The sequence below is a fragment of the Streptomyces aureus genome, assembly GCF_000725495.1.
GTDB classification, from domain to species: domain Bacteria; phylum Actinomycetota; class Actinomycetes; order Streptomycetales; family Streptomycetaceae; genus Streptomyces; species Streptomyces aureus_B.
In genome coordinates this window covers 240,851-255,474 of the sequence record NZ_JNZD01000013.1, presented here as the reverse complement: position 1 = coordinate 255,474, position 14,624 = coordinate 240,851, and the positions used below count along the sequence as shown (strand labels likewise).

The 14,624-nt window shown below is 72.6% G+C and carries 9 protein-coding genes and 1 pseudogene; 9 read left to right on the top strand and 1 reads right to left on the bottom strand.

Going from position 1 to position 14,624, the window contains the following annotated elements; all coding sequences use genetic code 11:
• Positions 1-252 precede the first annotated feature (252 nt).
• From IO36_RS19615 to IO36_RS19575, 9 genes and pseudogenes are all read left to right on the top strand, one after another.
• Positions 253-1,521 carry an MFS transporter gene (locus IO36_RS19615; RefSeq protein ID WP_051900678.1) on the top strand — a complete coding sequence of 423 codons (1,269 nt, stop codon included), beginning with the start codon at positions 253-255 and terminating at the stop codon, positions 1,519-1,521.
• A gap of 948 nt (positions 1,522-2,469) precedes the next feature.
• The gene (locus IO36_RS19610; protein ID WP_245173346.1) at positions 2,470-6,513 is read left to right on the top strand and encodes an amino acid adenylation domain-containing protein; all 4,044 of its coding nucleotides are present in this window, start codon (positions 2,470-2,472) and stop codon (positions 6,511-6,513) included.
• A gap of 59 nt (positions 6,514-6,572) precedes the next feature.
• Positions 6,573-7,181, top strand: coding sequence for a serine O-acetyltransferase EpsC (gene epsC, locus IO36_RS19605; protein ID WP_051900671.1), 609 nt, complete (start codon positions 6,573-6,575; stop codon positions 7,179-7,181).
• Positions 7,182-7,247: 66 nt separating this feature from the next.
• Positions 7,248-8,483 (top strand): annotated as a pseudogene (locus IO36_RS48955) (ATP-grasp domain-containing protein); the annotation flags it as partial.
• Positions 8,478-9,485 (top strand): PLP-dependent cysteine synthase family protein, encoded by a 1,008-nt coding sequence (locus IO36_RS48230; protein WP_051900736.1) that lies wholly within the window; start codon positions 8,478-8,480, stop codon positions 9,483-9,485. The pseudogene IO36_RS48955 and the gene IO36_RS48230, both read left to right, overlap by 6 nt.
• Complete coding sequence (locus IO36_RS19590; protein WP_051900669.1) at positions 9,482-10,756, top strand: ATP-grasp domain-containing protein; 1,275 nt, start codon at positions 9,482-9,484, stop codon at positions 10,754-10,756. The genes IO36_RS48230 and IO36_RS19590 overlap by 4 nt, the downstream gene beginning before the upstream one ends.
• A gap of 149 nt (positions 10,757-10,905) precedes the next feature.
• A complete protein-coding gene (locus IO36_RS19585; protein ID WP_037621965.1) occupies positions 10,906-12,162 on the top strand; it encodes an ATP-grasp domain-containing protein in 1,257 nt (418 codons plus the stop codon).
• 8 nt (positions 12,163-12,170) lie between these two features.
• Positions 12,171-13,436: an MFS transporter gene (locus IO36_RS19580; RefSeq protein ID WP_037621569.1), complete on the top strand. Its 1,266-nt coding sequence runs from the start codon at positions 12,171-12,173 to the stop codon at positions 13,434-13,436.
• 57 nt (positions 13,437-13,493) lie between these two features.
• Positions 13,494-13,946 carry a cupin domain-containing protein gene (locus IO36_RS19575; RefSeq protein WP_037621568.1) on the top strand — a complete coding sequence of 151 codons (453 nt, stop codon included), beginning with the start codon at positions 13,494-13,496 and terminating at the stop codon, positions 13,944-13,946.
• An 89-nt stretch (positions 13,947-14,035) separates the two neighbouring features.
• On the opposite strand, the gene IO36_RS19570 is transcribed toward IO36_RS19575, so the two are convergent.
• Positions 14,036-14,581 (bottom strand): nucleoside deaminase, encoded by a 546-nt coding sequence (locus tag IO36_RS19570; protein WP_051900665.1) that lies wholly within the window; start codon positions 14,579-14,581, stop codon positions 14,036-14,038.
• Positions 14,582-14,624: the final 43 nt, after the last annotated feature.

The window sequence follows — 14,624 nt, the reverse complement described above, 5'->3', positions numbered from 1 at the left end:
GTACCCGCCCATGACGCCCCGTCGGGCCCGCCACGAGGCCCAACACCAGCCCCGGGCCGGGGCTCAGACCCAGCGCCAGACCCAGCGCCGGCCCCAGACCCGGGCCCAGCGCCACGCCGCCCAGACCCGGGTCCAGCCCCGGACCTGGGCCGGGGCTCACCCCGAACACCAGGCCGCAGCTCAGAGCCAGACCCAGCCTCAGATTCAGCCCTGGGCCCGGGCCCGGGCTCTCACCAGTATCGTACGATCGCGATGACCGCCTCCGCGGACCCTTGCGCCGCACCGGCCGACCGTCGTCCGGCGCTGTCCCCGGCGCGTCGGCGGACCGCCGTCGGCGGCGCACTGACCGCCGCGTTCGGCGGGTTCGCCAGTTTCAATCTGCTGCTGTCGGCGATGCCCGCGTACGCCGTGCGGTCCGGTGCCGGACCGTCGGGCGCCGGAGCGCTCACCGCCGTGCTGATGGCGGCCACACTGGCCGTCCAGCCCTTCACACCGCGGCTGTTCGCCCGCCTCGGGCGGCGGCGCTCCCTCGCGGTGAGCGGCGCGCTGCTCGGGCTGCCCTGTCTGGTCCTGCCGGCCGCCGGCTCCCCCGCCGTCCTGGCCGGGCTCACCGCCGTACGCGGACTGGGCTTCGGGATCTTCGTCGTGGCCGGTGTCACCTTCACGACGGAGCTGTTCCCGCCGGGCGAACGCGGGCGGGCCGTCGGCTGGTACGGCGCCGTCGTGGGTGTCGCCGGGGTCCTGGGGGCTCCGGCCGGCATCGCGCTGGCCCGGCAGGAGGCGTACACGCTCGCCTTCGCGCTCGCGGCGGGCTCCGCCGCGCTGGTGCCGGCCGGCTCCTGCGGCCTCCCGAGCGGTCCGGGGCCCGCCCGCCCCGCCGTGTCCCGCCCCGCCGTGTCCCGCCCGGCCGTGTCCCGGGTCGGCCGGCTACGGACCGTGCGCGCAACAGGCAGGTCGCTGCGTCCCATGGCCGGCCTCCTGGCGGTGGAGACCGCCTCGACGACGGCCTACGGTGTGGTCTTCACGTTCCTGCCGCTGACCGCCGCGGCGGCGCCCGCGGCCCTGCTGGCCGCACAGGCGTTCTCCGTGGTCTTCCGGCTCGCCGCCGGGTGGTTCATCGACCGGTACGGCGGCCGGCCGGTCCTGGTGCCGGCGGTCCTGGCCACCGCGCTCGGTACGGCCGCGGAGGCGGCGGCCCATCAGCCGGTCCTCCTGATGGCGGGGGCCGCCCTGTTCGGGGCGGGTTTCGGCGCCGCCCAGAGCGCCACGCTGGTGCTGATCATGCAGGCGGCCGGCGACGGCCCCGACGCGTTGGGGCGTGCCGGGGTCGCGTGGAACATCGCCTTCGACGCCGGTACCGGAGCCGGATCGTTCGCCGGCGGCCCCCTGCTGGCGCTCGGCGGTCCCTTCGCCCTCTTTCCCGCGACCGCGGCCCTCCTGGCCGTATGCCTTCTGCCGGTTCTGTGCCGGGCGCGCGACCCGCGCGGTATTCACCCAGGGGCGGGAAAGCGCTCTTCATGACGTTCTCTGTTGCAGCTCCGTGAACTCCTCCGGGCGCGGCCGGCTCGACGGGCCGGCTCACGGTGCCCGGTTTTCCGGACGGGAAATTCACTACAGCAGACGCGCATCCGCCTTCCGTTCGCGATAAGGCGCGCGCCCGCACGTCTCACCGCCGGTCCTCCTGGGCGGAAGACGGTCACCGCTCCAGGCATCGACGCACGAGGAAGAGAGGGAAAACGGAATCGCTCCAGTCGGTTTTCGGTCGAATGCGGCCCTCTCCGTCGGGTCGCGAGGCGAATATCCGAAACAGCACTCTTCCCTTTGCACCCCGTAACTCCGACAGTGGCCGGGACCGACCGTGAACGGGGGATCCGAAGCAGGTCAAAAGGGCCCGGGACGGACTTTCGGGGGCCCTCGCCCCGGCCGTATCCGTCGTGTACGTTCCGAATGCCGCCGCGAGGAACTGTCCTGATCCGGTGCGCGCCGCGCCCTTAGGGGGAGGCGTGACCGGCCGGACCCTTTCCGGCGGCCCGGAGCCGTGCCGGCGAGGCGCGGTCCTCGAGGCCGGACATCGACGGGGAAGGGGGAAGGCGTGTCAGGCGTGCAACTGCGACGCTCCGGGGGAGCGCCGCGTTCCTGTCGCCGATGTACCCGCGTGGTCGCCGTCCCCGCCGGGGGCCCGCGACTGTGACATGTTCGTGAACCGGACCGCTGGAAAGCAGCCGTTCATGAAAGCGTCAGGCGAATACCGGTAACGTTTTACTTTCGGCGAATTCCGCCCGGGTGCGCTCTGCCCTGCCCGCGTTTTCGAAGACGACGCGAGAGCCGAAAAGGGTGACTCATGTCCGCTGCCCGAAGTGCCGGGCAATGTCGGTATGAACCCGCCGGCGACGCGCTCGCATCGACGAATTCTAGGTTCGAAGGAAGATGGCGAAACTAACGAGGCACGAGAAGATGTCCCTTTCGGACATGCTACGCGCGTCCATCCGTCTCCAGCCCGACCGGACCGCCGTCTCCAGCGGTTCGCGGCGGCTGACGTTCCGGCAGCTCGGCGAGCGCAGCGAGCACGTCGCCGGCCGTCTGAGGCATCTCGGCGTGACCAGGGACGATCAGGTCGGCGTCTTCATGGAGCCGTCCCTCGATCTCATGGTGGGCGTCTGGGGTGTCCTGCACGCGGGCGCGGCGTACCTGCCGCTGTCGCCGGAGTACCCGGACGAGCGCCTGCGCTACATGATCGTGAACTCGCGGGCCGAGGTCATCCTGGCCGACGCGTCCCTGGTGCCGCGGCTGACCGCGATGACCTCGCCGGCGACGAGGATCGTCACCCTCGCCGACGCACGGACCGGAGGGACCGCACGGCAGACCGGACCCGCCGGACCCGCCGAACCTCCCGGACCCGCCGGACCCGCCGCTCCCGCCGACGCGGGGCCGGACGATCTCGCGTACGTCATCTACACCTCCGGGAGCACGGGGAACCCGAAGGGCATCGGCATCGAGCAGCACAGCATCGTGAGCCAGATGCGCTGGCTGGCCGACGAGCAGGGCCTCGGCCCGAACCGCACGGTGCTCCAGAAGACGCCGTTCAGCTTCGACGCCGCCCAGTGGGAGATCCTCGCGCCGGCCTGTGGCAGCCGCGTGGTGATGAGCGCACCCGGCGTCTACGCCGACCCCGGCGGGCTCGTCGACCTGATCGTGGCGAACGAGGTGACCACGCTCCAGGGAGTGCCCACGCTGCTGCGGGCGCTCGTCGACACCGGGCGGCTGTCCGACTGCGCCTCGCTCACCCAGGTGTTCAGCGGGGGAGAGGCACTCACCAAGAGCCTGGCGGTCGAACTCCTCGACGCGCTGCCGGACTGCGACCTGGTCAACCTCTACGGCCCGAGCGAGTGCACCATCAACGCCTCGGCCCACCGTGTCGACCGGGCGGACGTCCAGCACGGCCCGGACCACGTCTCCATCGGCCGTCCGGTGCGGGACCTGAGCTTCCACGTCCTCGACGCCGCCGGTCGGCCCGTCGGCCCCGGCGAGTCCGGTGAACTCCACGTCGCGGGACCGCAGCTCGCCCGCGGCTACCTCGGCCGCCCCGAGCTGACCGCCGAACGGTTCCTGCCCAACCCGTTCTCCACGGACCCCCGCTCCGACCGTCTCTACCGCACCGGAGACCTGGCCCGCCGGAACGACGACGGCACCTTCCAGTTCCTCGGCCGTGTCGACAGCCAGGTGAAACTCCGCGGCTTCCGGGTCGAGCTGGACGAGATCAAGGTGGCCGTCGAGACACACGAGTGGGTCAAACGCGCCGCCGTTGTCGTCCGCGAGGACCCGCGGCTCGGCGCCAACCTCGTCGCGTTCATCGAACTGGACCCCGAACAAGCCGCGTTGATGGACCAGGGCAACCACGGCGCCCACCACCAGTCGAAGCGGAGCAAGCTCCAGTTACGCGCGCAGCTCGCCGACCTCGGGGTGCGCCGGGAACCCGGACTTCCCACCGTGGAGCTGCCCGGACGCGATCCCTCCGAGGAGCAGCGGCGCACGGTGTTCGCCCGCAAGACCTACCGATTCTTCGAGGGCGGCGAGGTGACCCGGAGCGACATCCTCGACCTGCTCGCGCCCCCGTCGCCGAGGGCGGTGACACCCCGGCGCCCGGAGACCCTGACCCTCGCCGAACTCGGCACCCTGCTGCGCTACTTCGGGCAGTTCACCAGCGCCGAACGGCTCCTGCCCAAGTACGGGTACGCCTCGCCCGGAGCGCTCTACGCGACCCAGCTGTACCTGGAGCTGTCCGGTGTCGCGGGCCTCGAAGCGGGGTTCCACTACTACGACCCGGCCGCGCACCGGCTCACGCTGATCGCCCCGGCCCCGGCGGGCGGGCCGAGGATGCGGGTCCACCTCATCGGGAGCAGGTCGGCCATCGAGCCGGTCTACCGCAACAACGTGCGGGAGGTCCTGCAGTTCGAGGCCGGTCACATCGCCGGCCTCTTCGACCAGGTGTTACCCGGATACGGCCTGCGGATCACCGCCCGCGCGGGGGAAGCCGGGGTCAAGGACGTCCTGCGGTGCCCGGACGAGGACCACCACCTGGTCACGTACGAGGTGGAGCCGGCCTCGGCGCCCGCGGTCACCGGGCCGGTGGACACCTACGTACAGGCCCATCCCGGCCGCGTCGCCGGTCTGCCCGCCGGCCAGTACCGCCACGACGGGACCGGTCTGGTGCCGGTGTCCCCCGAACTGGTCCGCAGGCAGCACGTCATCGCCATCAACCAGGAGGTCTACGAGCGGTCCGGGTTCGGGATCAGCCTGATCGGCAGGTCGCCCGACCCATGGCAGCGCTACGTCGACCTGGGCCGGGAACTCCAGCGCCTCCAGATGAACGGCCTCGGGCTCGGACTGATGTCGTCCGGCTACAGCTCCGAGACCGGCGACGACCTGCCCTCGGCCCGGCGGATCGCGGACATCGCGGGCCTCGGGCCCGGCACCGCCTCCTACTTCGCCCTGGGCGGCCGGGTCAGCGCGGAACAGCGGCGCGCGGAGGGGATGAAGGAGGACGCCGTCCACACGCGCGGGCCGGCCGAGATCGTCAAGGACAACCTCGCCGCCTCCCTGCCCCCCTACATGGTCCCCAACCGGGTCACCGTGCTGGACTCCTTCCCGCTGACCGTCAACGGGAAGATCGACCACCAGCGGCTGCGCGCCCTGGACGCGGCCGCCATGGCGGACACCGACACTCCGGTCGTCGCGCCGCGCACCCCCACCGAGCAGGCGATCGCCGATCTGTGGGGCGCGGTGCTGCGGCAGGAGCGGGTCTCGATCCGGGACGACTTCTTCGCCTCCGGGGGCCATTCGCTGACCGCGGTCAACCTGGTCGGCCGGATCAACCGGGAGCTGGGCAGCTCCCTGCCGCTCCAGGTGCTGTTCGACGCGCCGACCATCGCCGAACTGGCCCGGCGCGTGGACCACGCACCCGCGACCACGCTGTCCAGGCTCGTGCGGCTGCGCGGCGGGGACGGCCCCAGGCCCGTCTTCTGCTGGCCGGGCCTCGGCGGATACCCGATGAGCCTGCGGCTCCTGGCGGGCCGGCTGGAGGAGGAGCGGCCGTTCCTCGGTGTGCAGGCCCACGGCGTCAACCCGGGGGAGACCGCGTACCCGACGTTCGACGAGACGGTCGCGCGGGACCTCGAACTCGTCCGGCGCGTCCAGCCGTCCGGCCCGTACACGCTGTGGGGCTACTCCTTCGGCGCCCGGCTCGCGTTCGAGGCCGCGTACCGGCTGGAGCAGGCGGGCGAGCGGGTCGACGAGGTGATCCTCATCGCGCCGGGCAAGCCGCCGGTGGAGGCCCGCGGGAGAACGTCCGCAGGCACCGCGGCCGACTTCACCGACCCCACCTTCGTCCCGATCCTCTACTCGGTGTTCGCCGGAAACCTCGAACCGGAGGCGGTCGACGCCGTCCTGGCCGCGACGCACGACGAGGAGTCGTTCATCGCGTTCGTCTGCGGCCGCCTCGACCACCTGGAACCCGAGCTGGTCCGCCGGATCGTCGGCGTGGTGCGCCGGACGTTCCTGTTCGAGTACACCCCCCACGAACTGGCCGGCCGCGGCGTCCGGGCGCCGATCACCGTGCTCAGAGCCGCTGGCGACCAGGACTCCTTCCTCGACTCCGGCCGGGTGCGCCCGGCCTCTCCCGTGCGCACCAGCCTGCTGGAGGCCGACCACTACGGCCTGCTGCGCGCCCACGGAATAGACGAACTCGTCACCGCCATCCAGACCGCCCGGCTCACCAGAAAGGCCATCGGAGTGCCTCACGTGAACATCAAGCACTTCCCGAACAACCTGGAGGACCACCAGATCTCGGCCCTCGTCGAAGCGATCACCAGCGCGATCCGGACCGCCTTCTCGGTCGACGAGGGCGCCGTCTCGATCGCCCTCGAACCGGTCGCCCAGGACGCCTGGAACGAGCGGGTGTACGTCCCGGAGATAACCGGCGGCACCGGAAAGCTGATCAAGGTCCCGAACTACTGAGCCCGGCCGTCACGACCACCGGCCGACGGGAGACCGGGCCATGAACCACGGAGGACCGCATGCGCCAGACCCTGGCCAGGGCGAGGGAAGACCTGTCCGTGATCGTCGCGCGAGACCCCTCGATCCGCAGCCGCGCGGAGGCGCTGCTGCACCCCGCCCTGCCGGCGCTCTGGACCCATCGGCTGGCGCACGCCCTGTACGTCCGGGGACACCGTCAGATCGCGCGCGTCCTCGCCTATGCGGCCCGGGCGGTGACCGGAGGCATCGAGATCCATCCGGGAGCGCGCCTCGGCCGGCGCGTGTTCATCGACCACGGGGCGGCCGTGGTGGTCGGCGAGACCGCCGAGATCGGCGACGACGTCACGCTCTTCCACCAGGTGACGCTCGGCGCGGTCGGCTGGTGGCGGGACGGCCGGCGCGAGCCCGGAGCCCGCAGGCACCCCGTGGTCGGTGACCGGGCGGTGATCGGGACCAACGCCATCGTCCTCGGCCCGGTCACGATCGGCGCCGACGCGCTGGTCGGCGCCGGTTCGCTCGTGCTCACCGACGTACCGCCCCGCGCCCGCGTGTCGGCCCCCACGGCCGAGATCACGATCCGGCCCGCCGCCGGTGACCGCGAGGACGCCGGCCGGCTGCTGCGCGCCCTCGCCACCCCCGGGTGCTGGTGACCGCCCGCCCGTCCCCGCCCGTCGTATCCCCGCCGGCCGTACGCCGGCACGCCATCGGAGGCACACATGATTCACGTCGGCGTCCTGGAGAGCAATCTCTCGGGTTCCGGCTTCGAGGGCCTGCAGATCATCAAGGAACTCGACTGCCGCGTCACCTTCTTCACCCGCGACCTGGACCGCTATCTCGAAGTGCCCGGCGGCCCCGCCTACTTCGAGAACTACGTCGACGAGATCGTCCACTGCGAGACCAACGTCCTCGAGGAACTCCTGCCGCACGTGCACGAGGCCGGTGCCCGCCACCCCTTCGACGCGTTCCTGACCCTGGCCGAGTACGACGTCGTCGTGGCCGCCGAGGTGGCGGTCCTGCTCGGGCTTCCCACCGTCAGCGTCGAGGGGGTCGCCGTGGCGCGCAACAAGGCGCTCATGCGCCGCCGTTGCGCCGAGCACGGCATACCGATGCCCGCCTTCCGCACCGTGCGGACCCCGGAGGAGGCCGAGTCCGCTGCGGCCGGGATCGGCCTGCCGGTCGTGGTCAAGCCGGCCGACGAGACCAGCAGCGCCGACGTCCGGCTCGTGGAGAGCGCGGGCCAGGCCGCCGAGCACGTCCGGCTGATCCGCACCCGGGTGGAGAACACCCGGGGCCAGAGCCGCTACCACGAGCTGATGGTGGAGGAGTATCTGAGCGGCCCCGAGGTCAGCGTGGAGGTGCTGGCCGAGGGCGACCGGTACGAGGTGTTCGGGGTGACCGACAAGTCGGTCGGCGGCCTCGGCTACTTCGTCGAACTGGGCCACAGCTTCCCCTCCGGCCTGCCCGATGCGGTCGTCCGCGGCTGCGGCGACCTGGCCGTGGACGCCCTGCGCGCGGTCGGCTTCGACCTGGGCATGGCCCATGTCGAGATCAAGGTGACCGCCTCGGGCCCCAAGCTCATCGAGATCAACCCGAGGCCCGCCGGCGGAAAGATCACGTACCTGGTCGACCGCGCCCTCGGCATCCGCTCGCTGGAACTGGTGACCAGGCAGTACCTCGGCCGGCCCCTGCCCGAGAAGGTGGTGCCGGACGAGCCGGTCGCCGGGACGGCCATCCGCTACCTCACCGCGAGCCCCGGCCGGGTGGTGTCCGTCGGCGGCCGGGACCGGGCCGCCGCGCTGCCCGGAGTGGAGGAGGTCGTCCTCAAGCCGAAGCCCGGAGACGAGGTGCGCGAGCTGCGGCGCAACGGCGACCGGGCCGGCCATGTGCTGGTGGTGGCCGAGACCGCCCAGCTCGCCGCGCGGACCGCCGAGGCCGCCGCCAAGGAGATCGCCATCAGGACCGAGCCGGTCCGGCGGCGCCCCGTCGCCGACTCGCTCGTCGAACTCATCGGCGGCACACCCCTGCTGCGGCTGCCGCTGGACCGGATCGTGCCCGGCGTGCCCGGCGGCACGAGCGTCCTGGCGAAGCTGGAGCTGTTCAACCCGTGGTCCAGCAGCAAGGACCGGGCCGCGCTGTCGATGCTGCGCGGCGCCGAGGAACGCGGACTGCTCGGCCCGGCCCACGGCACGGTCATCGAGGCGACCTCGGGCAACACCGGGATCTCCCTGGCCGCGCTGGCGGCGGCCCGCGGCCATCGCTGCGTCATCGTGCTGCCGGACAACGCGACCCCGGAACGCGTCGCCATCCTGCGCGCGCTCGGTGCCGAGGTGGTCCGGACCCCGCACACCGGCGGCTACCAGGCCGCCGTCGACAAGGCCGAGGAGATTCACCGGGCGACCCCCGGATCGTGGTTCTGCCGCCAGCACGACAACCCCGACAACACGCGCGCCCACTACGAGTCGACGGGTCCCGAGATCTGGTCCGACACCGAAGGGGGGATCGACGTGTTCGTCGGCGGGGTCGGCACCGGCGGCACGCTCGGCGGCGCGGGCCGCTACCTCCGCGAGCGGCACCCGTCCGTCCGGCTCGTCGCCGTGGAACCGGCGGGGTCGCCGCTGCTCTCCGGCGGGGAACCCGGCCCGCACGGCATCCCGGGGTTCAACGGCGGCTTCGTCGCGCCCACCACAGAGCGGGAGCTGATCGACGAGGTGATCGCGGTCTCCGACGCCGACGCGCTGGACACCACCCGGCGGCTCGCCCGGCACACGGGCCTCGTGGTCGGGGTCTCGGCCGGCGCGGTCGTCCACGCGTCCGGTGTCCTGGCGAGCCGTCCGGAGTACCGGGGCAAGCGCATCGTGACGCTGCTGCCCGACACCGGAGAGCGGTATCTGAGCCTGCTCAGCCGCGTGGAGGAGCCCGTGGCGGCCGGGGCCGAGAGCGGCGGTGCCCGATGACCGTGCCCGCGGCCCCCGACGGCCGCCCCCGGCTGCTGATGGTCATGCCCTACCGCCAGTTCGTGCGCAAGGCGCAGGCCGCGGGGTTCTGGGTCGGCGCGATCTGGGACCCGGCACTGGAGTCGCCGGACTACCTCGACGACGTCCGCGAACTCGCGGATCTGTACGTGACAGCCGACTTCGGCGACCAGGAGCTGCTGCGCGAGACCCTCCGCGCGGTCGCCCGGGAGCACGACGCCTCGCTGATCTACCACCTGGGCCGGGAGGAGACCATGGTCGGCGCCTACGAGGTGGCCGAGGAACTGGGTGCCGGGCTCAATCCCGTCACGGCGATCCGGCTGCTCGCGGACAAGCAGGCGATGCGTGAGCTGCTGGCCGCGCGCGGCCTGTCCCCGGTGGCCTTCGAAGCGGCCCCGGCCCGCGGCGACGTGCCGGACGCGGTCCGGCGGATCGGCCTCCCCGCGGTGGTCAAACCCACCGCGCTGGCCGGCAGCCGGGGGGTGTTCCTGTGGCGGGAACCGGCGGACCGGGTGCCCTGGACGGCACTCCTCGACCAGTACGGCCACGACGGCCCGTTCCTCGTCGAGGAGTACCTGCGCGGTCCCGAGTACAGCGTCGAGACGCTGACCCGGGACGGACACCACCACGTCGTCGGCATCACCGAGAAGCTGCTGGGGCCGCCGCCGCTGTTCGTGGAGGTGGGCCACGTCCACCCGGCGCCGCTGCCGCCGGAGCGCCGGAAGGCCGTCGAGGAGCTGACCAGGGAGTTCCTGACGACCTGCGGGTACCGGTTCGGCCCCGCCCACACCGAGGTCATCTGGACGGAGCGGGGACCGCGGATCGTCGAGTCGCAGGCCCGCCTCGGCGGCGACCGGATACCGAGACTCGTCGAACTGGCCACCGGGCTGGACATCGAACAGGCCGTGTTCACCCAGCTGGCGGGCGCGCCGCTCGACCCGCCACCGGCGACGGCGGCCGCGACCGTGCGGTTCTTCACCTTCCCGCCCGGCCGCGTCGACGCGATCCACGGCCCGGAGGAGGTCGCCGGCCTCCCGTACGTCGACGAGCTGAACATCCGCCTCGGACCCGGGGACACCGTGCCCGCGGTCCGCGACTCCAAGAGCCGGCACGGGCACGTGATCGTCTCCGGTGCCACGCCCGAGGAGGCCCGGACCCGCTGCGCGCAGGTCCTGGCCGCCATCGAGGCCGTCGTCGACGGAACGCCCGTACGGGCCGACGGCGGCACAGGAGTGCTCCGGACCCCAGCGTGAGCGCCGTCGGCCGACCCCCGTGCGCACCGCCGCACCCGCGCACCCGAAGACCCGGCGCCTCCGACCACTCGGACGACCGGCCATCCCCCCACCCATGAAGGAAGGGCAGTTCCCATGCAGTGCTCCGTCCCCTCGACCAGGAGGTCACCGTGACCGCCCCCGACCCGGACACCCAGGTGCTGTTCGTCGGCTACAACGCGGCCTACCTGCGGGCGATCGACGGTCGGGTCCCCGCCGGATCCGTCGTGGTGATCGAGGAACCCGACATCATCCGCAAGCGGGAACTGGGCGACGCCCCGGCGGGGTTCGACTGCCTCGACCGGATCGTCCCGGCGCGCTACCAGCAGTCGGCCGAGGCCCTCGACCTCGCGGTCGACCTGTCGGCCGCGCGAGGCGTGGCCGCCGTCGTCCCCGGGCTGGAGTACGCGGTGCCCGGCGCGGCCGCGCTGGCCGCCAAACTCGGGCTGCCCGGAGCCACCGAGGCGGCCGCCCAGGCCCTGCGCGACAAGGTGAGGCTGCGCGAGGTCACCGGTGCCGCCGGCGTGCTCAACCCGCGCTGGCGGGAGGTCCACGGACCCGAGGACATCCTCGACTTCGCCGGTGACGGTCCGGTCGTGGTCAAGCCCGCGAACCGGCAGGCGAGCGTCGGCGTGCAGCTGCTGGACTCGGTCGACGCCGCGGGCGCGGCCCGGGCGTGGGAGCGGACCTCGTCGGCCGCCGAGTACGAGCAGGTGCCCGACCGGCCGCTGGAGTGGCGGTTCCTGGCCGAGGAACGGCTGCGCGGACCGGAGTTCAGCGTCGAGGCACTGGTCCGGCAGGGCGAGGTCGTCTTCGAGAACGTCACCGCCAAGACGGTGATCCCCGGACCGTATCCGGTCGAGCTCGGCCATCTGCTGCCCGCGCCGCTCGACGAGGACACCCGGGCCGCGTTCGGGACGGCCCTGAGGGCACTGGTCGCGGCGGTCGGGTTCGGAACCGGCATCCTGCACGCCGAGTGGATCCTCACCGCGTCCGGCCCGACGCTCGTCGAGTGCGCCGGGCGGTGCCCGGGCGACTACCTGATCGACCTCATCGACCTCGCCTACGACACCCGGATCAGGCTGACCCTCATCGACCTGCTCGCCGGCCGGCCGGTCGAGCTGCCCCGGTCCCCCCGGCGCACCGCGTCGATCCGCTTCCTCGCCGCCGAGCCGGGCACCGTGACCGGGGTCTTCGGCCAGGACACGGCGAAGGCGCTGCCCGGAGTACGGGCCGTGGAGGTGGACGTCGAGGCCGGCGGGGAGGTCCGGCCCTGGGCGTCCTCCTGGGACCGGGCCGGGCACGTCATCGCCACCGGGCCGGACGCCGACACCACGCGCAGGACCGTCCTGGACGCCGTCGCGGCCGTCCGTATCGCTACCGATTGAGGATTCACATGTCTGCCTTACTGCAGCGCGTCCGCGGGCTGCGCGGGTCGATGCCCGGCGGCCCGGTCGGAACGCGGCTGGCCGTGATGGCGATGATCGACGCGGTGGGCACCGGCGCCTTCCTGGCCGTGTCCGTCCCCTTCGTCACCCGGTCGGTCCACCTGTCCGAACGCGACCTCGGCTTCGGCCTCGGCCTGTCCGCCGCCATCGCCCTCGCGACGGCGATCCCGATCGGGATCCTGGCCGACCGCGTCGGCCCGAAAAAGGTCCTGGTCGGGGTCAGCCTGTGGCGCTCCGCCTGCTTCGTGGTCTACCCCTTCGTCCAGAACCTGTGGCAGTTCCTGACCGTGGTGTGCCTGCTCGGTCTCGTCGACAAGGCGGCGGCACCGATGGAGCAGGCACTGGTCGGGCAGGCGGTGCCGACGACGGAACGGGTCAAGGTCGTCGCGATCCTGCGGTCCATGCGCAACGTCGGCTTCACCCTGGGCGCCCTGCTGGGCGGCCTCGGGCTGCTGATCGACACCCGGGCCGGCTACAGCGCCCTCCTGCTGCTCAACGCCGCCTCCTTCGCGGTCCTCGCGACGCTGGCTTCCCGGCTCCCGCTGCTCAACGCGCCGGCCACGAACCTGCGCCGGAGGTTCTCCGTCGACGTCCTGCGGGACGGATCGTTCCTCTCGTTCGCCGGCATCAACGCCATCCTCACCATGCACATGACCCTGCTGAGCATCGGGATACCGCTGTGGATCGTGGGACACACCCATGTGTCGGCCGCACTCATCTCCCCGCTGGTGGCGGTCAACACCGTGCTGGCGGTGGCCCTTCAGGTGCGGGCGAGCCGGGGGACCGACGACATCCCCGGCGCGGCACGGGCCCTGGTGCGCGCCGGCGTCTCACTCGCCGCCTGCTGCCTGCTGCTGGTCACGGCGCCGAAGCTGCCGGTCGTGCTCGCCGTCGGCGCGCTGCTGCTGGCCATGGTCGCGCTGACGGGCGGTGAGCTGTGGCAGTCCGCCGGCGGGTGGGGCGGCTCGTATCTGCTCGCGGTTCCGGGCCAGGAGGGCGTCTACCTCTCGGTCTTCTGGCTCGGCGTGGCCGTGCAGCAGATCGCGGCTCCCATCCTCGTCAGCCTGATCGTCACGGTCGGTACCGCGGGGTGGATCGCGCTGGCCGCGCTGTTCGCCGCCAGCGGGCTCGTGGCGCCGCTGATCGGCCGTTGGGCACAGAACCAGGCCGCGAAACGGCCGCAGCAGGACCCGAGTCCGGCCGCGGCCGTCTGACCATCCCCATGCCGGCCCGGTGGACGGGCCGGTCCAGCACGACATCCAAGGAGAGAAGTGTCCGTACCGCTGTATGTGCCGTCGGGTGAGGGCGAGTTCGTCGACATCCGGGACACGAAGAGGACGTATCTGAAGCTCACCACACCGGACTCCGACGGCGAGTTCGGCTTCTTCGAGCACCACATGGCCCCGGAGGCGAGCGGCGCCAGTCCGCATGTGCACAAGAAGTCCACGGAGATGTTCTATGTGGTTCGCGGCGAGATCGAGTTCACCATCGGCGACCGCAAGGTGGTGGGGGAGCCGGGGGCGTTCGCCTACATACCCAAGGGCGAGCCGCACGGCTTCACGAACAGGGGGAACGAGGACGCCACCCTGCTGATCATGTTCTATCCGATCTACGACCGCGAGGACTACTTCCGCGGCCTCGGGCGCCTGACGGCCAACGGGCGCAACCCCAGCCTGGAGGAGCTGCAGGAACACATGGCGAAGTACGACCAGTTCATGGTCTGATCCGGCGTCCTTGTCCTCGTCCTCGTCCTCGTCCGAACCGGCCCGGGCCCGGCCGCGATCCACGCTGCCGGGCCCGGGCCGTGCCGCGGTCAGCCGGACGCCTCGATCCCCTTCCGGAACCGCAGGTGCAACTCCTTGACCTCGGCGGCCAGTTCGGGAACGGGACCGGCGATCTCCAGTCCGGGCACGACGTCCTGGATGGACAGCGGGCTCAACGGGGAGGTGACGGGCACGCCCCACTCGGCCTTCCAGTCCCGGGCCTGCCGTGACGAGCTCGCGTACACGATGCGGCCCAGTCCCACCCAGCCGTGCGCGGCGGCGCACATCGGGCAGTGCTCGCCCGAGGTGTACACGGTCGCTGCGGCCCGCTCCTCGGGGCCCAGGTTGACCGCGGCCCAGCGGGCGAGTTCGAACTCCGGGTGCCGCGTCGGGTCCCCCGTGGTCGACTCGCGGTTGCGGTCCTCGGCCAGGATCGTTCCGTCCGCGCCGACGAGCAGGGAGCCGAAGGGCCAGTCCCCGGCGTCCACCGCCTCGGCGGCGAGCTCCAGGCAGCGGCGGAGGTAGGGCAGGTCGGCCTCGCCGACGGCGGCGGCCGGGTCGGTGCCGCCGTCGGCGGTGTGCTCGTTGAGGGCCATGGGTGTTCGCCCGGTGCGGCGAGTGGGGGTGCCCCCTGCTCGA

What these genes read in the sequence shown, in the direction of transcription:
- IO36_RS19615 (WP_051900678.1), top strand. Translation starts at nt 253, where the DNA reads ATGACCGCCTCCGCGGACCCTTGCGCCGCACCGGCCGACCGTCGTCCG.
- epsC (WP_051900671.1), top strand. Translation starts at nt 6,573, where the DNA reads ATGCGCCAGACCCTGGCCAGGGCGAGGGAAGACCTGTCCGTGATCGTC.
- IO36_RS19580 (WP_037621569.1), top strand. Translation starts at nt 12,171, where the DNA reads ATGTCTGCCTTACTGCAGCGCGTCCGCGGGCTGCGCGGGTCGATGCCC.
- IO36_RS19570 (WP_051900665.1), bottom strand. Translation starts at nt 14,581, where the DNA reads ATGGCCCTCAACGAGCACACCGCCGACGGCGGCACCGACCCGGCCGCC.
- IO36_RS19610 (WP_245173346.1), top strand. Translation starts at nt 2,470, where the DNA reads ATGCTACGCGCGTCCATCCGTCTCCAGCCCGACCGGACCGCCGTCTCC.
- IO36_RS19590 (WP_051900669.1), top strand. Translation starts at nt 9,482, where the DNA reads ATGACCGTGCCCGCGGCCCCCGACGGCCGCCCCCGGCTGCTGATGGTC.